This is a genomic window from Microbispora oryzae (assembly GCF_017896165.1).
In the GTDB taxonomy this organism is placed as follows: Bacteria; Actinomycetota; Actinomycetes; order Streptosporangiales; family Streptosporangiaceae; genus Microbispora; species Microbispora oryzae.
Map to the genome: position 1 here is coordinate 65,374 of NZ_JAFCNB010000009.1, position 26,548 is coordinate 91,921.

The following is a 26,548-nucleotide window of genomic DNA, read 5'->3' on the forward strand; positions in this document are numbered from 1 at the left end:
CGCCCGGATGCTTGGCTCTTCCTGCCAGTACGGCTGATCGTGCACAATCTGCAGTGAGACGTCCTGGGACGTCGGTACCCCCGGAGCACACCATGACGAACGACCCGGCCCCTCCCGCGATGCGGCTGGCCAGCACCGGAACGATCCACCACGGCGTGTCGGTGGGCGAGGTGCTCGGGGTGTCGACCCTGGCCGACGCCCGGCTGATCGCGGGCAAGAGCGGTCTCGACCGGATCGTGCAGCGCCTCAACGTCATGGAGGTGCCCGACATCCTCGCGTGGGTGAAGCCCAACGAGCTCCTGCTGACCACCGGATATCCGCTGCGCAACACCCCGCAGTCCCTCGACCGGCTGGTCGCCGACCTGGACGAGCGGGGACTGGCGGCCCTCGCCATCAAGCTCGGCCGGTATCTCGACGAGCTGCCCGGCGAGATGGTCGAGCAGGCCGACCGGCTGGGGTTCCCGCTGATCCTGCTGCCGAACGACGTCGGGTTCGACGACATCCTCAACCAGGTGCTGACCGACATACTGAACCGCCAGGCGGCGATCCTGGCCCGCACGGAGGAGGCGCACCGGGCCCTGGTGCAGATCATCCTGGCGGGGGGCGGCATCCGCGAGGTGACCGCCGAGGTCGCCGGCCTGCTCAAGGTCGCCGTCGCCACGGTGGACGCCTCCGGCCGCACGCTGGCCACCGCGGGAGAGCCCGAACAGGTGGCCATGCTCCGGGAGGCGCACGCGAGCGAGGGCGCGACGCCGCCGGGCTCAGTGACGCCGTGGACGGGGGCCGAGGGACACTACGTGGCCGTCCCGGTGGTGGCGGGCGGCCACCACCACGGCAGGATCGTCGCGTTCGGCGCGCGCACGCCGCTCGACCCGAGCGACGTCGGCATCCTCGAACGGGCGGCGACCGTGGCGGCGCTCGTCATCACCCGCCAGGAGGCCGTGACCGCCGTCGAGAGCAAGTATCGCGCCGACTTCCTCCGCGACCTCCTCACCGGCCGCGGCGGGCCGCGGGTCGCGGAGCGGGCCCGCGCGTTCGGCTGGGACCTGGAGCGGCCCGTCTCGGTTCTCGTGGCCGAGATCGACCCCGACGTTGAGGAACGGACGGTCCAGGACCGCATGCTCGCCGCCTGGCACGCCGCGGTGCGCAGGCACGATCCGCGCGGGGCCGTGGCCGGCTTCTCCCACGAGGTGGTGGCCGTGGTCGGCGCGTCGGCCGACCTCCCCCGGATCGCCAGGGACGCGCTCGCGGGGGTCAGCGACGGCACGTTCTCCACCGGGCTGAGCCGGATGGCGGCGGGCGCCGACGCGCTTCCCGGCGCGTACTCCCAGGCCCTGAAGGCCGCCAGGGTGGGCCGGCAACTGCACGGTGCGGGGGCCGTGGCGCACTTCGACGAACTCGGCGTCTACCGGCTGCTGTCCCTGGTCAACGACACCGACGAGCTGCACGCCTTCGTCCGGGAGACGCTCGGGTCGCTCGCCGGGGACGACGACGCCGAGAACGCCGACCTCCGCCGGACCCTGCAGGTGCTGCTGGAGACGAACCTCAACGTGGCCGAGACCGCGCGGCGCCTGCACTTCCACTACAACACCCTGCGCTACCGGATCGGCAAGCTGGAGCGGCTGCTCGGCAACTTCACCGACGACGCCCACCTGCGGCTGAATCTGACGCTCGCGCTGCACGTGCTGCGGATGCGCGGCATCTGACGCCCGCGCCTATGCTGGCGCGGTGAGAGAGACCTTCCACCTGGACGGCGACCACATCCTGCTGGCCGACCTGCTCAAGTTCTGCCAGATCGTCGACAGCGGCGGCGCCGCGAAGCACTTCATCGCGGAGGGATACGTGCGCGTGGACGGCGAGGTGGAGCCGCGCAGGGGCCGTAAGATCAGGGCCGGGCAGGTCGTGAGCGGGGACGGCTTCGAGATCCACGTGGTGTGACGCCCGGGCCGGTGCCGGTTTGGCAGATCATGCCCATGTCTCCGCGCCATGCCGGTCCTAAAGTGCGCCAAACGGTCGGCTCGACCGGGGAGCAAGCGCCGCGGAGGGACGCCTGCGGGGCGGCAGCCGGCCACGGCCCGTCAGTAAGGGGCGCACATGGCTTTCAGGTGGACACTGCACGGAGACGGGGCGGCGCTGCCCCCAGGTGAGGTCGTCCGGCCGGACGAGCGGCTGAGCTGGCCGCGCACGATCGGCATCGGCGCCCAGCACGTGATCGCGATGTTCGGCGCGACGTTCGTCTTCCCTCTCGTCATGGGCCTCGACCCGAACACGGCCGTGATGATGTCCGGCGTCGCGACGATTCTGTTCCTGCTCATCACGCAGGGCCGGATCCCCAGTTACCTCGGCACCAGCGCCTCGTTCGTCGGAGGCGTCGTCGCGGTCCGCGCCGCGTTCGGCGGCGACACCCCGGCCGCCGACCAGGTGGTCACCGGGGCCATCCTGGTCGCCGGCCTTGTCCTCGTCCTGTGCGGCGTGGCCATCCACGTGCTCGGCGTGCAGATCATCCACCGGATCTTCCCGCCCGTCGTCACCGGCGCCGTGGTCACGCTGATCGGTTTCGGCCTCGCGTACGTCGTGGCGGACGTCTACTGGCCGCAGGACCCGTGGATCGCGCTCATCACGATGGTCGCGACGTTCGTCTTCATCGTCCTGTTCCGCGGCTTCCTCGGCCGGATCGGCATCCTGCTCGGGCTGGTCTTCGGCTTCGTCCTGTCCTGGCTCGCCGACCTGGTGTTCGGCGACATCACGGCCTACAACGCCGCCACCGCCGCGGTCGGCACCCACCCCCGGGTGAGTTTCAAGGGCGTCGCGGACGCCGCCTGGATCGGCCTGCCCCACTTCCACGCGCCGTCCGTGCAGGCGTCGGCCGTGCTCCTCGTGCTGCCCGCCGTGATCGCGCTCATCGCGGAGAACGTCGGCCACGTCAAGGCGGTCGGCCAGATGACCGGCACCGACCTCGACCCGCGGATGGGGCGGGCCGTTCTCGCCGACGGCGTTGGCACCGCGGTCGCGACCGCCGTCGGCGGCTCGCCCACCACGACGTACGCCGAGAACATCGGGGTCATGGCGGCCACCCGCGTATACTCCACCGCCGCCTACTACGTCGCGGCGGTCATCGCGATCCTGTTCGGGCTGTGCCCGAAGTTCGGCGCGCTCGTCGCCGCCACGCCGGGCGGCGTGCTCGGGGGCGTCACGGTCATCCTGTACGGCATGATCGGCCTGCTGGGGGCCAAGATCTGGGTCGAGAACCGCGTGGACTTCTCCGATCCCGTGAACATGGTCCCCATCGGGGCGGGAATCATCCTCGCGATCGGCCCCGTCACGCACCAGATCACCCACGACTTCTCCCTCGCGGGGATCGCGCTGGGGACGATCGTGGTACTCGCCGGCTATCACCTGCTCCGCGCCATCGCGGGCAGACCCGTGAAGGAGGTCTCCGGTGGCGAGATCGGATTCGAACGCGACGCGAGCGGCTGACGGGCGGGCCGCCGCGTCGTGAAACCACCCCCGTTCGCCTATCACGGCCCGGCCACCCTCGGCGAGGCGCTCGGCGTGCTCGCCGAGGTGGGCCCGGACGGGAAGGTCCTGGCCGGCGGTCAGAGCCTGATCCCGCTGCTCAACATGCGGCTGGCCGCGCCCGCCCACCTCGTGGACATCAACCGGGTGGCCGGGCTCGCCGCCGTCGAGGCCGGCCCGGACGGCGTCCGCGTCGGGGCGCTGGCACGGCACGCCGCCGTGGAGCGGTCGGCGGCGGCCGCCGCCGCGCAGCCCCTGCTGCGGCAGGCGCTGCGCCTGGTCGCCCATCCCGTGATCCGCAACCGGGGCACGGTCGTGGGGAGCCTCGTCCACGCCGACCCCGCCGCCGAGATGCCGGCCGTGCTGGCGCTGCTCGGGGGTTCCGTACGGCTCGCGAGCCTGCGCGGCGAGCGGGAGGTGGGGGCCGCGGAGTTCTTCACCGGGCCGATGGAGTCGGCCGTCCGGCCGGGGGAGCTGGCGGTCTCCTCGTTCTTCCCCGCTCTGCCCGAGCGGTCCGGCACCGCCTTCCACGAGGTCGCGCGGCGGCACGGCGACTACGCCGTGGGGGGCGTGGCGGCCGCGGTGACACTCGACGACGACTTCAGGATCGCCGCGGCGAAGGTCGCCTGCGTCAGCGTGGGGCCGGTGCCCGCGGTGGTGGACGTGACCGCGGTGTGCGGGCCGCGCCCGGCCGCCTCGGCCGACTGGGACGCCGTCGCCGCCGCCGTACGCGACGGCGTGGACCCGGAGGGCGACATCCACGCGACGGCCGGCTACCGGCGGCACCTCACCGGTGTGCTCGCCGTGCGGGCGCTGCGCGACGCGGCCCGCGTGGCCTCGCGCGACGGGGAGGCGGCGTGACCGGCGGCATGGGTGGCGGCATCGTTGGTGGCATGGGCGGCGGTGTGGACGGCGGTGTGGGCGGGGACGGGGCAGGCGGCGTGGTGCATGACGGGAGGCATGAAATGGGGCACTCCGTCACGCTGACGGTCAACGGCGTGGTCCGGCGGGCGGCGGTGCCCGCCCGGCGGCTGCTGTCGGACTTCCTGCGGCACGACCTCGGACTCACCGGCACCCATGTCGGCTGCGAGCACGGGGTCTGCGGCGCGTGCACGGTCCTGCTCGACGGCGAGCCGGTGCGGTCGTGCCTGACGTTCGCCGTCACGGTCGACGGGCACGAGGTCACCACGGTCGAGGGGCTCGCCGAAGGCGACGACCTGTCGCCCGTGCAGCGGGCCTTCGCCGAATGTCACGGCCTGCAGTGCGGCTTCTGCACCCCCGGGTTCCTGTGCACGGTGACGGCGTTCCTCCGGGACAACCCCACACCCTCCGGCGAGGAGGTCGTCGAGGCCGTGTCCGGTAACCTCTGCCGCTGCACCGGCTACCAGAACATCGTCCGGGCGGTCCACCGCGCCGCCGAGATACAGGCCGCGGAGACACGGGCCGCCGAGACGCGAGCGGAGACAGGCGCCTCCGATACACGCGCCGCCGGCGCGGGCGGGAGGACGGCATGACCACCGGTCTCTTCGGCGAGCCCGTCCGGCGGCGGGAGGACGCCAGGCTCGTCACCGGGCGGGGCCGCTACCTGGACGACCTCGGCGCCGGCGCGCTGGCCGCCGCTTTCGTCCGGTCGCCGCACGCCCACGCGCGGATCCTCGACGTCGACGTCTCCGCCGCTCTCGACGTCGACGGCCTGGTCGCCGTCTACACCTGGGAGGACCTGCCCGGCCGGCTGGCCGAGCCGCTGCCACTGCTGATCCCGCACCCGGCGCTCACCCACGGCCGTACGGCGTACCCCCTGGCCCGCGAGATCGTCCGGCACGTCGGCGAGCCGGTCGTCATGGTCGTGGCCCGCGACCGTTACCTGGCCGAGGACGCCTGCGCGCTCATCCGGGTCGACTACGAGATCCTCAAGCCCGTCGTCGGGGTCGAGCAGGCCGCCGAGGGCGTCAATCTGGTGCACGACGACGTGCCGGGCAACCTGGGCGCCCACCTGGTGCAGGAGGTGCCCTCCCCGTCGGGCGTGTCCGCCCGGCAGGCCGTCGACACCGCCCCCCATCGGCTGGAGTTCCGGCTCGACATCGAGCGGAGCGCGAGCATGCCGCTCGAAGGGCGCGGCGTGTACGCCCGGTGGGACGCCGACGACCAGTCGCTGCGGGTCCACTCCTCCACGCAGACCTCCACCAGCGTCCGGATGGCGATCGCCGCGAAGCTGGGCCTGCCGCCGACGAAGGTCGAGGTGATCGCGCCCGACGTCGGGGGCGGCTTCGGCGTCAAGATCGTGCACCCGTGGCCGGAGGAGGTCCTGGTGCCGTGGGCGGCCCGGCTGCTGAACCGCGAGATCAAGTGGGCCGAGGACCGGCGGGAGCACTTCGTCTCGTCGGCCCACGAGCGCGGCCAGGTGCAGCACGTGCGGGCGGGCTTCGACGACGACGGCCGGTTGCTCGGCCTCGAGGTGACCATCCTCCACGACCACGGCGCGTACACGCCGTACGGGATCATCGTCCCGATCATCACCTCGACCCAGCTGCTCGGGCCGTACAAGGTGGGGGCGTACCGGGTCGAGTTCTCCTCGATCTACACCAACACCGTGCAGGTCACGCCGTACCGCGGGGCCGGCCGCCCGCAGGGCGTGTTCTGCATGGAGCGCACGATGGACAAGATCGCGGCCTACCTGGGCAAGGACCGCACGGAGGTCCGCGCGGCCAACTTCATCCAGCCCGGCGAGTTCCCCTACGACCAGGGCCTGACCTTCCAGGACGGCCGGCCGCTGATCTACGACAGCGGAGACTACCCGGAGTCGCTCCGGATGCTGAAGGAGCTGATCGGCTGGGACGACTTCCCCGCCGCGAAGGCCGCGGCCGCCGCCGAGGGCCGCAGGCTCGGCATCGGGGTCGGCTGCTACGTCGAGGGCACCGGCGTCGGGCCGTACGAGGGCGGGCACGTCCAGATCACCTCCGACGGCCGGGTGCACGTGTCGACCGGCCTCACCTCGCAGGGGCAGGGTCACGAGACCGTGTTCGCGCAGATCGCGGCCACCGAGCTCGGCGTGCCCCTGGAGAAGGTGTCCGTGGTCACCGGCGACACCCGCAGATTCGGGTACGCCGTGGGCACCTTCGCCTCCCGGGCGGCGGTCATGAGCGGCAACGCCATCGCCCTCGCCTGCCGCAAGGTCAGGGAGAAGGCCCTGCGGATCGCCTCGGAGGCCCTGGAGGCCGACCCCCGCGACCTGGAGATCACCGACGGGGTCGTCCACGTCGCGGGGGCGCCGTCGGCCTCGATCCCGCTCGCCACGGTCGCCGTGCTGGCCAACCCGCTCAGGTACGCGTTCGACGAGGAGTCGCGGCGGGCCACCCAGTTCGCCGGGACCGCCGACCCCGACCGGCCGCCGATGGACGAGGGCGAGGAGCCGGGCCTGGAGGGACGGGACTTCTACTCACCCGTCCGTTCGACCTTCGCCTCCGGCATGCACGCGGCCATCGTGGAGACCGATCCCGACACCGCCGAGATCAGGATCCTGCGGTACGCCGTCGTGCACGACTGCGGCCGGCTGATCAACCCGATGATCGTGGAGGGGCAGATCCACGGGGGAGTGGCCCAGGGCGTCGGCGGCGCCCTTTACGAGAAGATGGTCTACGACGAGCACGGCCAGCTGCTCAACGCCTCGTTCATGGACTTCCTCATGCCGTACGCGACGGAGATCCCGCGGATCGAGACGGCCCACCTGGAGACCCCGTCGCCGCTGAACCCCCTCGGCATCAAGGGCGCGGGCGAGGCGGGCGTCATCCCGGTGTCCGCCGTCGTCGCCGCCGCGATCGAGGACGCCGAGGGCCTGACCGTGGACCGCATGCCCATCTCGCCATCCGACCTGTGGGAGCTCCGCCGCGGCGGCTGAGTCAGCGGAGGGAGCGAGACCCGGCGGTCACCCGGCCGGGCGCGTGCCCGCCGCGCCGCCCGGCCGTCCCTCCGCGAAGACCGGCCGGGCGTCCGCGGGGGCGGGCCGCGCGGGCGCGGTGAGCCGCCGGCGGAAGACCCAGTAGGTCCACGCCTGGTAGAGCAGCACGCCGGGCAGGGCGACGACGCCGATCCAGGTCAGCACCCGCAGCGTGTACGGAGCCGAGGCCGCCTCGGCCAGCGTGAGCCCGGGGAGCGGGGCACTCGCCAGGGCGCCGAACAGGGTGGCGGTGGCCGCGGCGATCGCCGCGGAGGTGGCGGCGAAGGCCCACCCCTCCCTGCGCCGTCCGATGAGGGCGGCCCCGCCGGCGAGCGCGGCCATGGCGAGCAGGGCGGTTCCCCACGCCCAGGAGGGGCCGTGGTGGCCGGGGACGGCCGGCAGGGCGAGGGCCGCCACCGGGATCGAGGCGGCCGAGGCCGCCAGGGCGGCTCGCCGGGCCCGTTCCCGCACCGGGCCCTCCGTCTTGAGCGCGACGAAGACGCCGCCGTGCACGAGGGTCACCGTCAGCGACAGCGCGCCGCCGAGCGCGGCCGCCGCGGGCGTGCCGTACAGCGCCGCGCCGAAGATCGCACCCCACAGGACGGCGGGCAGCGCGCTGCCCGCCGCGACGGCCGCGTCGCACAGCGCCCGCTCCCTGGGGGAGGCGACCTTGCCGCGCCACTCCAGGCCCACGCCGCGCACCACCAGCCCGGCGATCACCAGGAACAGCGGCAGGTAGAAGCCGCTGAGCAGGCCCGAGTACCAGGCGGGGAAGGCCGCGAACATGGCGCCCACCGCTGTTACCAGCCACACCTCGTTGCCGTCCCAGACCGGGCCGATGGTCCCGAGGACCTGTCCGCGTTCGGCCTCCGACCGCGACAGCAGGGGCGCCAGCATGCCCACCCCGAAGTCGAATCCCTCCAGCACGAAGTAGCCCGTCCAGAGGAAGGCGATCACTGTGAACCAGAACGTCGTCATCGCGGTGCTCCTCAGTACATGAGGGTCGGCGTGAGCCGGGTCGCGCCCGGCTCCTCGGCGGCGGGGACGGCCGGCGCGGGCCGCTCCGGCCCGGCCTTGACGTGGCGCACGAGGAGCACGCCCTCGGCCACGGCGAGCACGCCGTACAGGACGGTGAAGGCGGCCAGGGTGACGGCGACCTCCGTCAGGCTGACGGAGGGCGAGACGCTCGCCGCGGTCATGAGTTCGCCCTGGACGGTCCACGGCTGGCGGCCGATCTCGCTGAGCAGCCAGCCCGCGACGATCGCCGCGGTCGGCAGCGGGAGCGCGAACACGGCCGCCCGGGCGAGCCAGGCGGGCACCGGCCGTGCCGTACGGGCCCCGCGGCGTCCCCCGCCGCGTCGCGTGAGCCACAGCGCGAGCACGGCCAGGCCGACCGTGGTCATGCCGAACCCGATCATCACCCGGAACGACCAGAAGACGACGGGGACGTCGGGCGTGTAGTCGGCCGGCCCGAACGTCTTCGCGTACCTGGCCTGGATGTCGTCGATGCCCTGGACGGTCGCCCCCGGGTCGTGGGCCGCGAGGAGACTGAGCAGCCCGGGGACCTCCACACCCGGCACGACGGAGAACGGCGCGCCGGCCGTGTCGTGCCGCAGGCCCTCGGCCGCGGCGAGCTTCATCGGCTGCTGCTCGTGCAGCAGCCGCCCCGATGTGTCGCCGGTGGCCGCCACGACCACGCCCGCGATCGCCGTCATCACCAGCGCGGCACGGAGGCTGGTCCGCCACATGCCCCGCTCCTCGCCGCCTCCGGCCGCGCGCCGCGTCCGGCGGGGAAGCAGGGTGAGCCCGCGCTCGCGCAGCACGCGGTAGCCGCTGACCGCGATCACGAAGCCGCCGGCCACCACGAACGACCCCGCGACCACGTGGGGAACCTGGGCGACGGCAGTGGAGTTGGTCAGCACGGCCCACAGGTCGGTCATCCGGGCCCGGCCGCCGACGACCTCGTACCCGACCGGGTGCTTCATCCAGGCGTTGGCCGCGAGGATGAAGTACGCCGACATGTTGGAGCCGATCACGGCGGCCCACAGGCAGGCGAGGTGGACCCGCCTGGGCAGGCGATCCCAGCCGAAGATCCACAGTCCGAGGAAGGTCGACTCCAGGAAGAACGCGAGCAGCGCCTCCAGGGCCAGCGGCGCCCCGAAGACGTCGCCCACGAAGGTGGAGTACTCGCTCCAGTTCATCCCGAACTGGAACTCCTGCACGAGCCCGGTCACCACGCCCATCGCGAAGTTGATCAGGAAGAGCTTGCCGAAGAACTTGGTGAGAGTGAGGTAGTGCGGTTTGTCCGTCCGGTGCCATGCCGTCTGGAGTCCGGCGACGAAGACGCCGAGCCCGATCGTGAGGGGTACGAAGAGAAAGTGGTAGACGGTGGTGACCCCGAACTGCCACCGTGCCAGGTCAAGCGCGTCCATGTCCCCCTCGCGGGTACCTGAGCTCTACGGGCTGTAGTTCTATTTCAAGTAGTACTACGACTTGTAGAGCAACGGGTGCCCGGCGGCCCGCGAAAGAATGCGACCTTGGTCACATCGGGGTCCGCGAGCCCGCGGCAGGGCCCCCGATGTGAACATCTGCGGGATCGCGGCGCGCCGCGGGGGCAGATGTTGCCGTTCTCCCTCTCGTGGTGATTGCCTAGGGTGCTCGGCATCGGAGGTGGCCCATGAAGGTCGTCGGCAGTGCACTGCTCGGGGTGGAGCGCAAGCGGGTGTGGGACGCCCTCCAGGACCCGGCCGTCCTGGTGCGGACGATCCCCGGTTGCCAGCGGCTCGAGGCGGTCGGCGACGACGTCTACGCGATGACGGTCACGGCGGGAGTCGCCTCGATCAAGGGCGTCTACCAGGGCGAGATAGTCCTGGCCGAGCCCGAGGAGCCGAGGCGGTTCACGCTCAGGGCGCGGGGCCAGGGCGCTCCCGGCACGGTCGAGGCGACCGTGAGCGTACGGCTGAGCGAGGCCGAGGGCGGCACGAGGGTCGAATACGACGCCGACGCCGTGGTGGGCGGCATGATCGGCGGAGTGGGCCAGCGCCTGCTCGGCTCGGTGGCCAAACGGACCGCCGGAGAGTTCTTCGCCGCGGTCGAACGGCACCTGAGATCCGCCGCCCTGGCGCCCGCCGCACCCGTGCAGGTCGGGGGGCTGGCCGCGGTGCCGACCCACGAGCAGGTCCAGGAGCCGGTACAGGGGCCGGTACAGGGGCCGCGGGTGTTCGCCAGGGAGGAGCCGGTGAAGGCGCCCCGGCCGGGCGTACCCGCCTGGACCATGCTGGCCGCCTTCGGCATGGGCTCGGCCGTCGCGCTCGGCAGCGCGGTGATCGGCTGGCTGCTCGGCCGTTCCGCGCGGCGGCGCTAAGCCGTCCCTGTCGCCGTAATAACCGTAATAGTCAGGGTCTGACGACGGAGGGGCGATTATTCGGCAGGGTGCGCCGATTCCGGCTCTCGGTCGTGCTCGATAGACAGGAACATGCCCAGCGTCCGCATCGGAGTCGACACCGGAGGCACCTTCACCGACGTGGTGCTCGTCGACGAGGAATCCGGTCAGATCATCACGACCAAGACTCCGTCGACGCCCGCCGATCCGGCCGACGGATTCCTGGCGGGCGTCCGCAAGGTGCTGCGGGCGCACGGGACACCCGGCACGGCGTTGGACACTGCGGCGGACACTGCGGCGGTCGCCGCGATCGTGCACGGCACCACGGTGGCGACCAACCAGCTGCTCGAGGACCGGCCGGACGGCACCTCCCATCTGGGGTTCGTTACCACCGAGGGCTTCGAGTTCGTCCTGGAGATCGCCCGGCAGAGCGTGCCCGACGGATACGGCAACTCATACTTCTGGGTCAAACCACCGAGGATCGTGCCCGTTCACCGCGTCCGCACGGTCGGCGGCCGGCTCGACCACCTGGGCCGGGAGGTCCGGCCGTTCGACGAGGAGGGCGCCGCGGCGGCGGCCCGGTGGTTCCGGGAGAACGGCGTCACCGCGGTCGGCGTCTGTCTCCTCCACTCCTACGCCAACCCCGCGCACGAACGCCGCATGCGGGAGGTGCTGGAGCGCGAGCACCCCGCCGCCGTCGTGTCCCTGTCCAGCGACGTCCTGCGGGAGTACCGGGAGTACGAACGTTCGGTGACCACGCTGGTCGACGCCGCCGTGAAGCCGGTCATGCGGCGCTACATCACCGGCCTGTCCGACCGGCTCGGCCGGAGCTTCCTGGTCATGAAGAGCAACGGCGGCGTCCTGTCGGCGGCGGAGGTGGTGAAGCAGCCGATCACCACCGTCCTGTCGGGCCCCGCCGCCGGCGCCCTCGGGGCCGCGCTGATCGCGGGTACGGCCGGGCACCCCAGCGTGATCACGCTCGACGGCGGCGGCACCTCCACCGACGTGGCCGTGGTCGTCGACGGCGAGCCGTCCCTGACCACCGAGGGGAGCATCGGCCGCTATCCCTGCAAGATCCCAATGATCGACATCGTGACGGTGGGAGCGGGCGGAGGATCCATCGCCTGGATCTCGCCCGAGGGGACGCTCAAGGTGGGGCCCAGGTCGGCCGGCGCGGATCCCGGCCCGATCTGCTACGGCAGGGGCGGCGCCGAGGTCACCGTCACCGACGCCCACGTCTTCCTCGGCCGGGTGCCGCCGCACCTGCTGGGCGGCGAGATCGCCCTCGACGCGGCGGCGGCCCGGGCGGGCATCGAGGCGCTGGCCGGCGAGCTCGGCCTCACGCCCGAGCGCTGCGCCACCGGCATCCTGGAGATCAGCACGTTCAACCAGGCGAACGCGATCCGCCAGATCACCGTCAAGCGCGGCCTCGACGTGCGCGACTTCCCCCTGGTCGCCTTCGGCGGCTCCGGGCCGCTGCTGGCCTGCCGCCTCCTCGACGTCCTCGGCCTGCCCGCCGCGATCGTGCCGCCTGACCCGGGGAACGTGTCGGCGTTCGGCCTGCTCACCGTGGACGTGAAGAACGACTACGTGCGCACCCACGTCTCCCGAGACCCCTCGGCCGACACGCTCCGCGAGATCGTCACCGAGCTGGAGGCCGAGGCCGCGGCCGCGCTCGACCGCGAGGGCTTCACCGACCACGGCTACGCGCGCAGCGCCGACCTGCGCTACTACGGTCAGGCGTACGAGGTGCGGGTGCCGGCCCCGGACGGCCCGGTCGACGACGCCTGGCGCGCGGCCGTCGCCGGCCGCTTCCACCGCGAACACGAGCGCCTCTACGGGTACGCCTACCCCGGCGACGATCGGCACGCCGTCGAGTGGGTCAACCTCCGGGTGTCCGGGATCGGCCCGATCGCCCGGCCGTGCGTCGCGCGACGGCCCGCGCAGATCCACGAGCCCAGCCCGATCGCCACCCGCGACGTCTTCTACGAGCGGTGGGGCCGCACGGTCGTCTACCGGCGCAGGGACCTCGGCGCCGGGGCGGAGGTGCGGGGCCCCGCGGTGATCGAGGAGTACGGCTCGACCCTCCCGGTCCACCCGGGATTCACGGCGACCATGGACGACTACGGCAACCTCGTGGTGGTGAGCGACCGATGAACGCCGTCGACCCGATCCTGGTGGAGATCGTCCACGGCACGCTGGCCTCGGTGGAGATGGAGGTCGAGACGGCCATCGCACGCACCGCGCGCTCACCCATGATCCGGGACGCGCACGACTTCCGGGCCGGCATCCACGATGTCCGGCTGCGCAAGCTGACCGGCCGGTCGTACTCGGCGCTGGTCCAGCCGATCGTCCGCGACTTCCCGATCGATACGATGCGGCCCGGTGACGTGTTCTTCCACAACGACGTCTACCTGTCGGAGGGCGGGATCGGTCACCTGCCCGACCTGTGCGTCACCGTGCCCGTCTTCCACGAGGGGCAGGTGGTGGCGTTCGTGCAGGCGTTCGGCCACCACGACGACATCGGTGGCTCGGTACCGGGGTCGATGCCGTCGCACGCGCGCAGCGTCTTCGAGGAGGGACTGATGGTCCCGCCGATCCGGCTGTGGGACCAGGGCGTGCCCAACCGCGCGGTGCTCGCGATCATGACCAGGAACTCCCGGATGCCCGACTCGCTCGCCGGTGATCTGGACGCCGAGTGCTCCGCCTGCCTCATGGGCGCCCGGCGCCTCGCCGAGCTGTTCGGCCGGTACGGGCGCGAGGCCGTGGAACGCTGCTTCGACGTCATCGTGGCCAACACCACCGAGACGTTCCGCCGCGAGCTGCTGTCTAAGATCCCGGAGGGCGTGCACGTCTGGGAGGACTACGCGGAGCACGACGGAGTCGACGAGCCCCGGCTGCACGCCCAGCGGATCACGCTGACCGTCGACCACTCGGCGGACGCCCCCCTGACCATCGACTTCACCGGGACGTCTCCGCAGGCCAAGGGGCCCATCAACCACGCGGGCGACTACGCCGACGGAGTCTTCCTGAAGAAGTGGCTGGCTCCGGTCCTGCGCAACCTCGCCGACACGCCGGAGCGGATGGCCGAGCTCGACGTCAACGAGGGCGTCGTCCCGCTGATCGAGATGGTGTTCCCCGACAAGGGCACCCTGCTGACGCCGATCTTCCCGGCGCCGACCAACGCCCGGACATTCGTCATCCTCCGCCTGCTCGGCGTCCTGGCCGGGGTGCTCGCCAAGGCGACCGGGGGCCGGATGCCGGCCGACCAGGAGACGATCCGCTACACCGGCGTGTACGGCGAGTCGGACGACGGGCCGTACCTGATGCGCGAGGTCCTCGGCGGAGGCTCCGGCGGACGGTGGTACGCCGACGGTGAGGACACGATCCACGTGGTGCCGGACTCTCGCAACATCCCGGTCGAGTTCGCCGAGGCCCGCTGGCCGTTGCGGGTTGAGCGGCTCGGGCTGGCCGTCGACAGCGGCGGGCCCGGGGAGTTCCGCGGCGGTCTCGGCTACGACAAGCACATCCGCATGCTGCGCGACGCCTCCTTCATGTCGATCGCCGACCGGTCGATCCTGTCGTGCTGGGGCGTCAACGGCGGCCGGGCGGGCCGGCCGTACCGGGTCAGCGTGGGCGGCGTGGAGCTGGAGGGCCTGGTCGACGACTTCCCCGTCCGCGCCGGCGAGATCGTCCGGGTACGCACGACCGGGGGCGGCGGCTGGGGCTCGCCGTTCGACCGGCCCTCCGAGCGGGTGGCCGCGGACGTCCGGGACGGCAAGGTCTCCGTTCAGGGGGCCCGGGACGATTACGGTGTGGTGCTCGCCGGACCCCAGGACGCTCCCGAGGTGGACGCCGAGGCGACCCGGTGCCTGCGGGACCGGCTGCGGGCCGCCGATCGGGTCGCGTTCTTCGACCGGGGGCCCGGCTATCCCATGCTCTCCGGTGGGCTGTCACACGCCGATCTCGACACGGTCGGCGGGCCGATGCCGGGGCCGATAACGGCCCGCGGCGAGGCGGAAGGGAAGACGCGATAACGATCCGTACGCTTTTCGCAGGCGAACCCGGCGTTCCGGACACGCCGGTTGCCTCGCGGAAGCCCGGGTTCCTTGCCGAGGTCCCGTTCCTTGCCGGGCCCGGCTCCTCAGCTCCAGCCCGCCGCGGCGGCGGACGACCGGGAGACACGGCTGGGCGTGGTGCGCAGTTCGCCCTCCAGCTCGGTGAGGAGCTGCTGCACAGCCGAGCGGATCCGCGCGCGCCGGCCCTGCAGTTCGGCGCCGAAGTCCCGCGCAGCCGGGCCCACCCACACCGCCTCGCGGCCGAACTGAGCACAGGCCGTGTCCAGAGCCGTCTCCAGCACGTTCAGATGCTCCCGTACCGCCGCGAGTGCCGTCTCCAGGTCCTGATACCTCGGATTCGGCACCAGATCGTCGTCTGTCGCCACGCAGGAACTCCCGCCGGATTTCTGTGAGTGCGCCGATACATGGTGGAGCAGCGGTACTCCTTGAGATTATGTGGGCACGAGATGGTTCCGGCCAGCCACGGAGGGAAAGACGATGCCCGGCCTGCCCAAATGCACGCCTGTTCGCCGAATCGTCTGCCTGCTGATACTGACCGTCCTTCTGTCCTCCTGTACGGGGGAGGATCGTCCTACGGCCCCGCAGGCGGGACAGACGCTGAAGAATCACATTCTGAGCCTGCTCAAGGAACGCGGCGCACGGAACATCACCGTCACGGACCCCGGCGGCCGCAACGTCCCCTGCGCCGACGGCAAGGCCAAACAAACCTTCGCCGCGACAGGCTTTGACGTCGCCCGAACGACCAGCAGGGAGACTATTCGATCAATGCTACTCGGTGCCCTGGATAGGGTGGCCCCGTACAAGATAGTCAATCCTGGTCCAATGGCCGCAGCGATCCATGTTGTCAACGCTGCTGCTCATACCAAGCTTGTTTTGGATGCCCCGAAGGATGGCTTTTATCTGGTCAGCGGCACTACTGACTGCCTTGCGCCATAGAGCCTCTCATCCATACGTTTCTGCCCATCCTGCCGCGTTGTTCTTGCGCCCGTCGAAGATGTCCGCTTGCTTCCTCGACAGCGTTCCTATGCTCAGATTGTCGTCGCTGCCCATGCCGTTGGTGATGAACCACTGGTCGAGGGCGCGGGCGCCGGCCTCGCCGGATCGGATGATGTCGGGGAAGGGGCGCAGCCTGCCGTCTTCGCCGGCGACGGCGACGCCGGGCGGGCAGGTCGCCTGGTAGGCCCCGGGCGACACCTTGGCCGGGAACCCGGCGTCCATGAGCAGCTGGGCGATGGTGTGCTGCCGCCCCAGGGTCTCCTGCCGGTCCATCGCCTCCAGCTTGTCGGTCTCCTTCTCCGGATCGGGCGAGTAGGTGTCGTAGAGCGACCAGCCCGTGCTGAGACCGGTCCAGACGATGGCGCCGGCCATTCCGGGGACGGCCAGCCCGGCCACGCCCAGCGCGGTGCCGAAGTAGGCGCTCCAGAGCTGCTTGTCCGCCTCCACCGCGTCGTCCCGGGCCTTCCCGTACGTGCTCACCGCCGCCAGTTCGAAACCGCGTACGTTGCCCAGGGCGGCGAAGACGTCGTCGAGCGCGGTGGGGTTCTTGCTCGCGAGCATGGCGGGCACGCCGTCGCGGACGAGCCGGCGGGCCAGGTCTCCCATCGCCGACTCGAACGGCAGCCGGTCGGTCTCGCTCGCGGCGAAGGTCAGCATGAACCGGTAGGTGTCCGCAGGGCTGAGGCGGAACGCGGGCCGCAGGCCGGCGATCCGCGACCGCACCGGCTCGAAGGCGCTCGGCAGCAGCTGGTCGCCGCCGCCGAGGTCGGCGCCCGCGGTGATCTCCGTGGCGTACGCGCCCGCGATCTCGGCCAGGTGCACGCGGGTGGGCCCGGCGAACGGGAACCGCGCAGCGCCGGTGATGACCGTGAAGGCGAACCTGGCCGCGGGTTCGCTGTGCGCGCCGTCCTTCTCGTCGTAGGCGCCTGACGCGGCGGCCAGCATGCGGCCGAAGGCGTCGGCCGAGCCCGGGTCCGTCGCCGCACGGGAGTTCAGATCGCGCAGGAAGGCCGCCAGATCGGGGCGGCGGTCGACGGACGCCAGCGCCGGGGTGGGGGCGAGCAGGCGCTTGAGCGTGTCGCGGGGCGGCGGGGAATCCCGGGTGACCAGGGAGATCGCCAGCCGGCCCGCCTCGGGATGGTTGCCGAGCGCCGTGAGGTAGGGGGTGAGAGCCGGGCCGCTCGACCGGTCTCCGGGAAGGAACGCCTGGACCGCCACGACCTGGGCGAGCCACTCCGTGGGAAACCGGCCCGCGGACAGCAGTTCTCCGATGCTCTCCCGGTCGTCGTCGTTCTCCGTCTTCGTCCGGATGGCCGCGGCGACGGCCGCGAACCCGGGAGCGGAGGCGCCGCCGCCCACCGCGTCGCCGAGGGCCCGGCTCACGGTCGCGAGAGCCTGCTCCACCCCTTCCTCGAGGTGCTGACGGAGGCGGCGTGGCAGCTCGACGGTTCGCCGAGGGCCGATACCGGCGAAGAACGCGGCGGCGAACTCGGCGTCGTCGGCGTGCGCGGCCAGGGTGTCCACCAGTTTCCGGTACGCGTCCCCCAGGCCGGGGTCGAAGGGAGCGTCCGGGTCGACGGAGCGATAGAACAGGGCGAGCTCCCGGCCGAGGCGGCCGGCCTCCGCCGCGGAGAGGACGTCCTGCTCCCGGTACGGCACCAGCCCGGCGGCGGAAGGGCTCCATGACGGCAGAGCGGTCATGCGGTCCGCCAGCCGGTGCCGCCGGCGGAGATCGGGCAGGCTGTCGTCGAGCCATCGCTCCGCCTCGCCGATCGGGGCGAGGGACGCGGCCGGGAGGCCCGTGGCGGCGAGGACGCGCCGGACGGCCTCGGCCCGCTCGCCGATCACGCCGCGGGCGTGCTCCAACTCGGCCACGAACCGGCCCATCGCCTCCGGGGAGATCCCGGAGAAGTCAGGCGAGAGCGGTCCGGTCCCCGGTGTCACGGCTCCCACCCGCGCCTCCTCACGACGTGCCGCCCGGTCACCACCGTAACGGCCGATCCCGCCCGCGCGCCGGACATCGGCGGTCCCCACATGCGACCGCGGCCCGAACACGCTCGGGCACGTCCCGTCGCGGCGCGGAAACCACCCCCGGACGCGGTTTCCCGGCCCGTCCGGCGGGGATCTTCCCCTGGAATCGGCGGCGCTTGCCCTCGGCGCGGGCCGGTGGGCCGGCCGTTGCAGGCTGGTCGTGGAAATCGGGGCGCTCTCGTCGCACCACGTGGAGGCTGGCCGTGCAGGGATCGCTCAACGGCATCGTCGTCCTGGACCTGTCCCGCGCGCTCGCGGGGCCGCACTGTGCGCAGATGCTCGGAGACCTCGGCGCCCACGTCATCAAGGTGGAGCATCCCGACGGGGACGAGTCCCGGGGATGGGGCCCGCCGTTCGTCGGCCCCGATCACGACATATCCACCTACTTTCTGGCGGCGAACCGCAACAAGCAGTCGATCGTCCTGGATCTGAAGTCCGCGGAGGGGCGGGCGCTCGCCGAACGGCTGGTCCGGCAGAGCGACGTGCTGGTGGAGAACTTCCGCACCGGCGTCCTCGACCGCCTCGGCTTCCCTGTGGAACGCCTGCACGAGCTGAACCCGCGGCTGGTGATCCTGTCGATCACGGGCTTCGGCCACGACGGTCCCGAGGGGGGCCGCCCCGGCTACGACCAGATCGCCCAGGGTGAGGGCGGTCTGATGTGGCTGACCGGCCCGTCGCCGGACGAGCCGTACCGGGTCGGCGCCTCGATCGCCGACCTGCTCGCCGGCATCCACGGCGCGTACGGCGTCGTGGCCGCCCTGTACGAGCGCGAGCGCACGGGCCGGGGGAAGGTCGTCCGCACCTCGCTGCTCGCCGCGATGGTCGGCGTGCACTCCTATCACGGGACGGCCTGGACGGTGGGCGGCGTGGTGCCCGGTGCGGCGGGCAACCACCATGCCTCGATCGCCCCGTACGGGGCCTTCCGGTGCGCGGACGGCATGATCCAGATCGCCGCGGCGAACGAGGGCCAGTGGCGGAAGGTGGCCGAGCTGCTCGGCATCGACCCAGGGGATCCGAGGTACGCGACAAATCGGGACAGGTTCCGGCACCGCGAGGAGCTGATCTCCGACATGGAGAAGGCGCTGGCCTCGGGCGGCCGCGGGCACTGGCTGGCCGCGCTCGCCGAGCTGGGCGTCCCCGCGGGCGCCATCAGGTCGATCGACGAGGTGTACTCCTGGGACCAGGTGCGCTCGCAGGGCCTGATCGTGACCGCCGATCACCCCGTCCTCGGCCCCGTCGAGCTTCCCGGCCCTCCGCTGCGCTTCGAGGACGCGCCGGCGGGCCACACCCCGACCGGCGCCGCGACCGGGTACGTCGCCCCTCCCATGCTGGACCAGGACCGCGACGCCGTGCTCGCCTGGCTGGCGGACCGGGAGAGCCGGACGTGACCGGTTCCGGCCGCGCCACGCCCGCGAACGCGCCGGCGGTGCGCAGGCCGGACGCGCGATCGCTGATCGCCCGCGTGCTCGACCCGGGTTCCTGGAGGTCGTGGGACGAGCCGCCGCGGGATCGGGCGGCCCCCGGATCGCGGTACGAGCGGGAGCTGGCGCGGGCCCGTGAGCGTACGGGCTACGACGAATCCGTGATCACGGGGGAGGGACGGCTCGACGGCCGCCGGGTCGCCGTCGTGGCCTGCGAGTTCTCGTTCCTGGCCGGTTCCATCGGCGTGGCCGCGGCCGAGCGCCTGGTCCGCGCGGTCGAGCGCGCGACCGCCGAACGGCTCCCACTGCTGGCGGCCCCGGCGAGCGGGGGCACCCGTATGCAGGAGGGGGCGCTCGCGTTCGCCCAGATGGTGAAGATCACGGCCGCGGTGGCCGCCCACCGGGCCGCCGGCCTGCCGTACGTCGTCTACCTCCGGCACCCCACGACGGGCGGGGTGTTCGCGTCGTGGGGCTCGCTCGGGCACGTCACCGCGGCCGAGCCGGGGGCCCTGATCGGGTTCCTCGGCCCACGGGTCTACCAGGCCCTGCACGGTGCGCCGTTCCCCTCCGGAGTGCAGACCTCGGAGAACCTCTTCGCCCACGGGCTGGTCGACGCCGTCGTGTCGGCCGGGGACGCCAGGGACATCGCGATCCGCGCGCTGTCGGTGCTGTGCGCGCCGCGGAGCGGCCTGGAACGCGGGCCCGAGCCGGAGACCGCGCCCGGCGGGGCGACGGCGTGGGAGGCCGTGACGCGGTCACGCAGGGCCGACCGGCCAGGCGTGCGGACGCTGCTCAAGGAGGGCGCGCGCGACGTGACGCCGCTGCACGGCACCGGGGCGGGGGAGCGCGACCCGGGCCTGCTGCTCGCGCTCGCCCGCTTCGGCGCCGCTCCCGCGGTCGTGCTGGGCCAGGACCGGCGCCGCCAGCGCGAGGAGGGACCGCTCGGCCCGGCCGGGCTGCGGGTGGCCCGGCGCGGCATGCGCCTGGCCTCCGAGCTCGGGCTGCCGCTTCTCACCGTGATCGACACGGCCGGCGCCGAACTGTCGAAGGAGGCCGAGGAGGGCGGCCTCGCCGCCGAGATCGCCCGGTGCCTGGCCGACCTGGTGATGCTCGACGCGCCCACGGTGTGCCTGCTCCTCGGCGAGGGCGCCGGCGGGGCCGCCCTCGCGCTGCTGCCCGCCGACCGGGTCGTCTGCGCGGAGCACGCCTGGCTGTCGCCGCTGCCGCCCGAGGGCGCGTCCGCCATCGTGCACCGCACCGTCGACCTGGCCCCGGCGGTCGCGGCGGAGCAGGGCGTACGGGCGGCCGATCTGCGGCGCGACGGCATCGTGGACCGGCTCGTGCCCGAGCGTCCCGACGCCGCCGACGAGCCCGCGGAGTTCTGCCGCAGGGTCGCGGGGACCCTGGAGTTCGAGATCGCCGGCCTGCTCGGCCAGGACCCGGCGGACCGGCTGGCCGCCCGGTTCGCGCGTTACCGGTCGCTGGGCGGCTGACCCGCCGTCCGGCCGCCGCACCCGGACCAGCCGCCCGTCAGAGGCCGCCGTCCTCAGCCGGCGACTCGTGCGACCGGTCCCGCGGCTGATCCCACGACTGGTCCTGGGACTGATCCTGCGACGTCGGCACGCGGACCCGCTCCACCCGGATCGCGTGCACCTCGTCACGGGGCACGACCACCTCGTAGGCGCCGTGGTCGACCAGCCAGTAGCCGAGAGCCTCGGCCTTCATGCCGTTGTGCCCGGTGTAGGCGATGTGCAGGCCGCCCTCCGCGCCGTCGTCCTCGTCCAGCACCAGGCACGGCTCCCCGCCGAACGCCCCGACGGTGCGGAGCAGCGTCAGCGAGTCCAGGTCGGACCGGTCGACCCGCCGCCGCCAGTAGCCGCCCGCCCTCTCGAACCCCTCCTCCGGGGCCTCGCCGAACAGCACCACGTCGTCGCCGCCGGGGCCGACGGCGGCGGCGTACGTCCGGTCCCGGTATCGGGCGACGAACCCGAGGCCGGCAAGCTCGTTCTCGCTCATGGCGCCGGCCGCCACGTCAGGCCGTCGTACTCGGCGAACCGGCGCTCGCCCGCGCCGGTGAGGTGCAGGATCTCGGCGCCGGCCGGGACGGGCATCGGCATGGTGTGGAACTGCGGGACCACCTGTTCCCGCGAGGCGGTGAAACCGTTGCCGGTGAACGGTGGTGAATCGCTCCAATCGCCGCCCATGTGGGGCCCGTACGGGACGACATAGGTGTCGATGTCGCGGGCGGTCCACCGCAGGATGTACAGCTCGGGCACGTCGGGGGTCAGCTCCGATCCTTCGAAGCACAGGTCGAGGGCCTCGACGAGCGCGGCGGGGGTGGCGAGCCGGTCGCAGTCCTGCAACCGGTACACGTAACCCGAGATGACGGTCCGCTGGCCCGACAGGTACGGCACGAGCAGCCGAGGCGGGATCACCTTCTGCATCTGCGTCGTTCGGCCCGGCTCGTTCATGGGGCCAAGTTTACGATCTGCCGACTCCCAGACGGCGATGTTCGAGGCACGGAAGAGTGCGGCGGACGCTCTCGGTGACGCCGGAGTCGATCTCCCCGACCTGTACGGCGGGACCGGTGCCCAGGTCGTGCCGTACGACGCCCATGGGGTCGACGAGCATGCTGCGTCCGATGCCGAATCCGTCCGGGACGCCCGGATTGGGCGCCTGGCCCACGGCGATCGTCCAGGTGGTGTTCTCGATGGCCCTGGCCCGCACGAGCGTCGTCCAGTGCTCCTCCTTGAACGGGCCGGACCCCCAGGCGGCGATCACCGCGAGGGTGTCCGCGCCCCGGTCGACCAGGGCGCGCGCCAGCTCGGGGAACCGCACGTCGTAGCAGGTGACGATGCCGATCCGCAGGCCCGCCAGGTCGACCACGACCGGCTCGCCGCCCGGCGTCACCAGCGTCGACTCGCCCGCGCCGAACGCGTCGAACAGGTGGATCTTCCGGTAGGCCGCCACGAGGCCGCCGTCCGGGCCGAGAGCCACGGCGGTGTTGTACACCCTGCCGTCGCCGGCCGGCTCGAACACCCCCGCGAGGACCGCGATCCGGTGCTCGCGGGCCGCCTCGGCGAGCCCGGAGACGAACGGGCCGTCCAGCGGTTCCGCCACCTCGGCGACCCCCGCGCCGAAGCGCGTGAGCGTCGCCTCGGGGAACACCGCGAGGTCGGCCCCGCGCGCCCGGGCCAGGGCGTCACGGGCGGTTTCGAGGTTGGTCTTCGGATCGTGGGCCACGGGGATCTGGCAGAGGGCTACGCGTGTCACGGTCACCAGTCTGCCCGTTGGGCACGAGACGCCACCAGGTGAGGCAGCGCCACAACCACTCCAGGGGACCGTACCTGTGGCGGGCCAGCCACCATCGGCAGAAGACGGCCTGCGCGGCGACCGTCGCCGCGCTCAGCCCCGCGATCGCGGCGCCCGAGCCGTCGGCGGCGAGCAGCGGAGCGGCCGCCAAAATCACGGCGGCCCCGCTCAGGTAGTTGGTCAGCGCCATCCGGCCCAGCGCCTCCAGCACGGCCGTACGGCGGCCGATCAGGAGGAGACCGGCGGCGTAGGCGGTCGCGCCGCACAGCGCCGCCGCCTGGTAGACCCCGCCCCCGGGCGGACGGTGGTTCCACCACCAGGTGAACCCGGCGGCCCCCGCCGCGCTCGTCCAGAAGACGGCGCCCGCCCAGTGCGCCGGGGGAGCGGCGAGCCGCTCCGCCCAGCCGTGGTCCACCACGGCCAGCCCGAGCAGGAACAGCGCCGCGATCAGGAGGTACGGCGCGCCGCTCAGCAGGGCGACGACGGTCGTCCCCACGCCGGCGAGGAGCACGGCGGACGGCGGCAGCAGACTGGCGGGCAGCAGCAGGACCGCGCCCAGCACGGCGTACGGCAGGAGCACGTCGCCCGAGTCGGCCAGCCGGTGGGCGATCCCGAGGACGGCGAGGACGCCGAGCCGCCGGAGCAGCACCAGCCGCGGCCGGGGTGTCCGATCCGCCGCGGACCGCAGGAAAAGCGCGAATCCCATACCGAAGAGGAACGCGAAAACGGGATAGAAGCGGCTCTGGAACAGATTGGCCATCACCCAGTCGACAGACGTGACCGTCCCGTGCTCGCGCACGTGCTGCCAGGTGTTGACCAGCATGATCCCGCACACCGCCAGGCCGCGCAGCGCGTCCAGCGACCGGATCCGGGCGCGCGCGGAGCCGTCCATGCCGGCCAGTCCACCACAGGCCCGGCCGCCCGGCAAAGGAAAACCTCCCCTTGAGGACCCGGACCGGACGAGGCCCGCCGGATAAGGTGGCCGGTGTGACCGAGCCGCTGGTGCGACGCATGCGAGAGTTCGGCCCCACTGTCTTCGCCACGATGACGAAGCTGGCGGTCGAGACCGGATCGATCAATCTGGGACAGGGCTTCCCCGACACCGACGGCCCGCCGCGCATGCTCGACCGGGCCGTGGAGGCGATCCGCGGCGGCCTCAACCAGTACCCGCCCGGCCCGGGGGTGCCCGAGCTGCGCCAGGCCGTCTCCGACCACCGCAAGCAGTGGTACGGCCTGGCCTACGACCCCGACGGCGAGGTGCTCGTCACCGTCGGGGCCACCGAGGCCATCGCGGCGGCCGTCCTCGCCGTGTGCGAGCCCGGCGACGAGGTCATCGTCTTCGAGCCCTTCTACGACTCCTACACGGCGGCCGTGGCGCTCGCGGGCGCCGTGCGCCGCCCCGTCACCCTGCGGGTGGACGCCGGGCGGTTCACCTTCGACCCCGCCGAGCTGGCGGCGGCGGCCGGCCCCCGCACCCGCGCCGTCCTGGTCAACTCACCGCACAACCCGACCGGGACGGTCTTCACCCGCGAGGAGCTGGAGGCGATCGCCCGGCTCTGCCGGGAGCGCGACCTCGTCGCGATAACCGACGAGGTCTACGAACACCTGGTCTTCGACGACGCCGAGCACATCCCGCTGGCCACGCTCCCCGGCATGCGGGAGCGCACGATCATGATCTCCTCGGCGGGCAAGAGCTTCAGCGTCACCGGCTGGAAGACGGGCTGGGTCTGCGCTCCCGAGCCGCTGCTCAGGGCCGTCCAGACGGTCAAGCAGTTCCTCACCTTCACGTCCAGCGCTCCCTGGCAGCTCGCCGTCGCGTACGCCCTGCGGGAGGAGACGGCCTGGGTCGCCGGGCAGCGGGCCGGCCTCCAGGCCAAGCGTGACCGGCTGGTCGCGGGGCTGGAGGAGGCCGGCTTCGGCGTGCTGCGGCCCGCCGGCACCTACTTCGTGCAGACCGACATCCGGCCGCTCGGCTTCGACGACGGGCTCGACCTGGCCATGCGGCTGCCGGAGCTCGCGGGGGTGGTGGCCATCCCCACGCAGGTCTTCTACGACCACCCGTCGCGGGGCCGTCACTATCTGCGGTTCGCCTTCTGCAAGCGGGACGAGGTCATCGAGGAGGCCGTGGCCCGGCTGCGGAGCCTGCGCCGCGACTGAGCCGCTGCCGAACGGCGCGAAGGCGCGCCCTCACTCGGGCCGGTGCAGCGCCCGGGTCAGGACGTACGCGACGTTGACGAAGGCCACCACGCCGAACACCATCAGCAGGCCGATGGTCCCGCCGCCGTTGGAGGAGACGATCGCGACCAGGGGCACCGAGAGCGCCATCGAGCCGAGACCGAGCGTCATCTGGGCCCAGTCGAGCGGAGGGCGGCGCGACTTACGGGCCTCAAGCCGCGCGTCGATGACCGAGTTGACCCGGTCGACGAGGGACTCGGCGAGCTCCAGCTCGTATTGGGGGCCGAGCTCACGCCGGGCGCCGAGGGCGGCGCTCAGCTCGTTGCGTTCCAGTTTCTCGGGGGGCACACCTAGATTGTCGTCATAATCGCGGCGTCTGTGGGCCTCCCTCACCGGCTTGGCCAATCTTGCCCATGAATCGGACCGCCCTGGGCGAGAGTCGCCAATGTACGGGTGGGGTGTGCTGGATAGCTTCGCGATGTGGGCGGACGCGCACTGATCGCACCGGGCGGCGACGCCACGCTGGAGATAGGGGACGAGATGCCGGATCCGATCGAGGTGCGGAAGGTCGCGATCGAGAGCGTGACCGACGCCTCCGGGCTCGCGAGGCTCATCGACGAGGGCGTGATCGAGGCCGACCGCGTGCTCGCGGTGATCGGCAAGACCGAGGGCAACGGCGGCGTGAACGACTACACCCGCATCCTGGCCGACCGGGCCTTCCGCGAGGTGCTGGTGGAGAAGGGGACCCGGACCCCGGAGGAGGCCGGCCGCGTGCCCCTGGTGTGGTCCGGCGGCACCGACGGCGTGCTGAGCCCGCATGCGACGATCTTCGCCTCGGTCGATCCGGCGAAGGCGGTGCCGACCGACGAGCCCAGGCTCAGCGTCGGCGTCGCGATGAGCGAGGCGATCCTGCCCGAGGACATCGGCCGGCCCGCGATGGTGGAGAAGGTGGCGGCCGGGGTCCGGGAGGCCATGAAGATCGCCGGGATCGACGACCCCGCCGACGTCCACTACGTGCAGACCAAGACGCCGCTCCTGACCCTCTCGACGATCACGGACGCCAGGGAGCGCGGCCACACGGTCGTCACCGAGGACACGCTGAAGTCGATGGACATCTCCAACTCGACCACCGCCCTCGGCATCGCCGTGGCACTCGGCGAGATCGACATGCCGTCGGCCGACCAGATCCACCGCGACCTGTCGCTCTACTCCTCTGTCGCGTCGTGCTCCAGCGGCGTCGAGCTCGACCGGGCCCAGATCGTGGTCGTCGGCAACGTCCGCGGCATCGGCGGCCGCTACCGCGCCGGGCACGCGGTGATGCGGGACGCCCTCGACGCGGACGGCGTCTGGGCGGCCATCCGCGACTCCGGGATCGAGCTGCCGGAGCGCCCGCATCCGAGCGACCTCGGCGGCCGGCTGGTCAACCTCTTCATCAAGTGCGAGGCCGACCCGTCGGGACGGGTCCGGGGCCGCCGCACCGTCATGCTCGACGACTCCGACGTCCACTGGCACCGCCAGATCAAGGCGACGGTCGGCGGGGTCGCCGCCTCGGTCGCCGGAGACCCGGCCGTGTTCGTCTCGGTGGCGGCCGTGCACCAGGGCCCCTCCGGGGGCGGACCGGTGATCGCGATCGCCGACCTCGGCTGATCGGCCCCGCCCACCGGCTCCGGGGGTCGCCCCCGGGCGGGTAGGCTCGCCCAAC

General features: G+C 72.7%; 23 protein-coding genes. 14 read left to right on the plus strand and 9 right to left on the minus strand.

The window, feature by feature from the left end; translation table 11 throughout:
- Positions 1-92: 92 nt before the first annotated feature.
- From JOL79_RS17840 to cutA, 6 genes are all read left to right on the plus strand, one after another.
- Positions 93-1,706 carry a PucR family transcriptional regulator gene (locus JOL79_RS17840; RefSeq protein WP_210156969.1) on the plus strand — a complete coding sequence of 538 codons (1,614 nt, stop codon included), beginning with the start codon at positions 93-95 and terminating at the stop codon, positions 1,704-1,706.
- 22 nt (positions 1,707-1,728) lie between these two features.
- Complete coding sequence (locus JOL79_RS17845; RefSeq protein ID WP_210156970.1) at positions 1,729-1,938, plus strand: RNA-binding S4 domain-containing protein; 210 nt, start codon at positions 1,729-1,731, stop codon at positions 1,936-1,938.
- A gap of 156 nt (positions 1,939-2,094) precedes the next feature.
- Entirely contained in the window at positions 2,095-3,477 is a 1,383-nt protein-coding gene (locus JOL79_RS17850) for a uracil-xanthine permease family protein (RefSeq protein WP_210156971.1), read from the plus strand.
- Positions 3,478-3,495: 18 nt separating this feature from the next.
- The gene (locus JOL79_RS35475; protein WP_210156972.1) at positions 3,496-4,377 is read left to right on the plus strand and encodes an FAD binding domain-containing protein; all 882 of its coding nucleotides are present in this window, start codon (positions 3,496-3,498) and stop codon (positions 4,375-4,377) included.
- A gap of 104 nt (positions 4,378-4,481) precedes the next feature.
- A complete protein-coding gene (locus JOL79_RS17860; protein ID WP_210157145.1) occupies positions 4,482-5,030 on the plus strand; it encodes a (2Fe-2S)-binding protein in 549 nt (182 codons plus the stop codon).
- Positions 5,027-7,411, plus strand: a complete 2,385-nt coding sequence (gene cutA, locus JOL79_RS17865; RefSeq protein WP_210156973.1) for an aerobic carbon-monoxide dehydrogenase large subunit — start codon at positions 5,027-5,029, stop codon at positions 7,409-7,411. Before JOL79_RS17860 ends, cutA begins: the two co-directional genes overlap by 4 nt.
- Before the next feature lie 27 nt (positions 7,412-7,438).
- Here the strand turns inward: cutA and cydB are convergent, their stop codons facing one another.
- Together cydB and JOL79_RS17875 are read right to left on the minus strand one after the other, a co-directional pair.
- Positions 7,439-8,428, minus strand: coding sequence for a cytochrome d ubiquinol oxidase subunit II (gene cydB / locus JOL79_RS17870; RefSeq protein WP_210156974.1), 990 nt, complete (start codon positions 8,426-8,428; stop codon positions 7,439-7,441).
- 11 nt (positions 8,429-8,439) lie between these two features.
- Positions 8,440-9,882 (minus strand): cytochrome ubiquinol oxidase subunit I, encoded by a 1,443-nt coding sequence (locus tag JOL79_RS17875; RefSeq protein WP_210156975.1) that lies wholly within the window; start codon positions 9,880-9,882, stop codon positions 8,440-8,442.
- A gap of 245 nt (positions 9,883-10,127) precedes the next feature.
- Between JOL79_RS17875 and JOL79_RS17880 the strand changes: the two genes are divergently transcribed.
- The 3 genes from JOL79_RS17880 to JOL79_RS17890 all read left to right on the plus strand — a co-directional run bounded on the left by JOL79_RS17880 (position 10,128) and on the right by JOL79_RS17890 (position 14,869).
- On the plus strand, positions 10,128-10,814 hold the full coding sequence (locus JOL79_RS17880) for an SRPBCC family protein (protein ID WP_210156976.1): 687 nt from the start codon (positions 10,128-10,130) through the stop codon (positions 10,812-10,814).
- 111 nt (positions 10,815-10,925) lie between these two features.
- On the plus strand, positions 10,926-12,989 hold the full coding sequence (locus tag JOL79_RS17885) for a hydantoinase/oxoprolinase family protein (RefSeq protein WP_210156977.1): 2,064 nt from the start codon (positions 10,926-10,928) through the stop codon (positions 12,987-12,989).
- Positions 12,986-14,869, plus strand: coding sequence for a hydantoinase B/oxoprolinase family protein (locus tag JOL79_RS17890; protein WP_210156978.1), 1,884 nt, complete (start codon positions 12,986-12,988; stop codon positions 14,867-14,869). Before JOL79_RS17885 ends, JOL79_RS17890 begins: the two co-directional genes overlap by 4 nt.
- Before the next feature lie 107 nt (positions 14,870-14,976).
- On the opposite strand, the gene JOL79_RS17895 is transcribed toward JOL79_RS17890, so the two are convergent.
- A complete protein-coding gene (locus tag JOL79_RS17895) occupies positions 14,977-15,276 on the minus strand; it encodes a hypothetical protein (protein WP_210156979.1) in 300 nt (99 codons plus the stop codon).
- A gap of 112 nt (positions 15,277-15,388) precedes the next feature.
- On the opposite strand from JOL79_RS17895, the gene JOL79_RS17900 reads away from it, so the two are divergent.
- Positions 15,389-15,847, plus strand: a complete 459-nt coding sequence (locus JOL79_RS17900) for a hypothetical protein (protein ID WP_210156980.1) — start codon at positions 15,389-15,391, stop codon at positions 15,845-15,847.
- A gap of 6 nt (positions 15,848-15,853) precedes the next feature.
- On the opposite strand, the gene JOL79_RS17905 is transcribed toward JOL79_RS17900, so the two are convergent.
- Complete coding sequence (locus JOL79_RS17905) at positions 15,854-17,860, minus strand: hypothetical protein (protein WP_210156981.1); 2,007 nt, start codon at positions 17,858-17,860, stop codon at positions 15,854-15,856.
- A gap of 281 nt (positions 17,861-18,141) precedes the next feature.
- Between JOL79_RS17905 and JOL79_RS17910 the strand changes: the two genes are divergently transcribed.
- Entirely contained in the window at positions 18,142-19,326 is a 1,185-nt protein-coding gene (locus tag JOL79_RS17910) for a CaiB/BaiF CoA transferase family protein (RefSeq protein WP_210156982.1), read from the plus strand.
- Positions 19,323-20,852, plus strand: coding sequence for a carboxyl transferase domain-containing protein (locus JOL79_RS17915; protein ID WP_307848587.1), 1,530 nt, complete (start codon positions 19,323-19,325; stop codon positions 20,850-20,852). The genes JOL79_RS17910 and JOL79_RS17915 overlap by 4 nt, the downstream gene beginning before the upstream one ends.
- Before the next feature lie 37 nt (positions 20,853-20,889).
- Here the strand turns inward: JOL79_RS17915 and JOL79_RS17920 are convergent, their stop codons facing one another.
- Genes JOL79_RS17920 through JOL79_RS17935 form a run of 4 tightly spaced genes read right to left on the minus strand, consistent with a single transcriptional unit; the run spans position 20,890 to position 23,563 of the window.
- A complete protein-coding gene (locus JOL79_RS17920; RefSeq protein ID WP_230984990.1) occupies positions 20,890-21,375 on the minus strand; it encodes a hypothetical protein in 486 nt (161 codons plus the stop codon).
- Positions 21,372-21,830: a hypothetical protein gene (locus JOL79_RS17925; RefSeq protein ID WP_230984991.1), complete on the minus strand. Its 459-nt coding sequence runs from the start codon at positions 21,828-21,830 to the stop codon at positions 21,372-21,374. The genes JOL79_RS17920 and JOL79_RS17925 overlap by 4 nt, the downstream gene beginning before the upstream one ends.
- A 10-nt stretch (positions 21,831-21,840) precedes the next feature.
- Entirely contained in the window at positions 21,841-22,632 is a 792-nt protein-coding gene (locus JOL79_RS17930) for a carbon-nitrogen hydrolase family protein (RefSeq protein ID WP_210156983.1), read from the minus strand.
- The gene (locus JOL79_RS17935) at positions 22,562-23,563 is read right to left on the minus strand and encodes a DUF418 domain-containing protein (protein ID WP_210156984.1); all 1,002 of its coding nucleotides are present in this window, start codon (positions 23,561-23,563) and stop codon (positions 22,562-22,564) included. The genes JOL79_RS17930 and JOL79_RS17935 overlap by 71 nt, the downstream gene beginning before the upstream one ends.
- A gap of 95 nt (positions 23,564-23,658) precedes the next feature.
- On the opposite strand from JOL79_RS17935, the gene JOL79_RS17940 reads away from it, so the two are divergent.
- The gene (locus tag JOL79_RS17940; protein WP_210156985.1) at positions 23,659-24,828 is read left to right on the plus strand and encodes a pyridoxal phosphate-dependent aminotransferase; all 1,170 of its coding nucleotides are present in this window, start codon (positions 23,659-23,661) and stop codon (positions 24,826-24,828) included.
- A 30-nt stretch (positions 24,829-24,858) separates the two neighbouring features.
- Here the strand turns inward: JOL79_RS17940 and JOL79_RS17945 are convergent, their stop codons facing one another.
- On the minus strand, positions 24,859-25,194 hold the full coding sequence (locus JOL79_RS17945; protein WP_210156986.1) for a hypothetical protein: 336 nt from the start codon (positions 25,192-25,194) through the stop codon (positions 24,859-24,861).
- A gap of 132 nt (positions 25,195-25,326) precedes the next feature.
- On the opposite strand from JOL79_RS17945, the gene bar reads away from it, so the two are divergent.
- Positions 25,327-26,493 (plus strand): barbiturase, encoded by a 1,167-nt coding sequence (gene bar / locus JOL79_RS17950; protein WP_307848588.1) that lies wholly within the window; start codon positions 25,327-25,329, stop codon positions 26,491-26,493.
- Positions 26,494-26,548 lie beyond the last annotated feature (55 nt).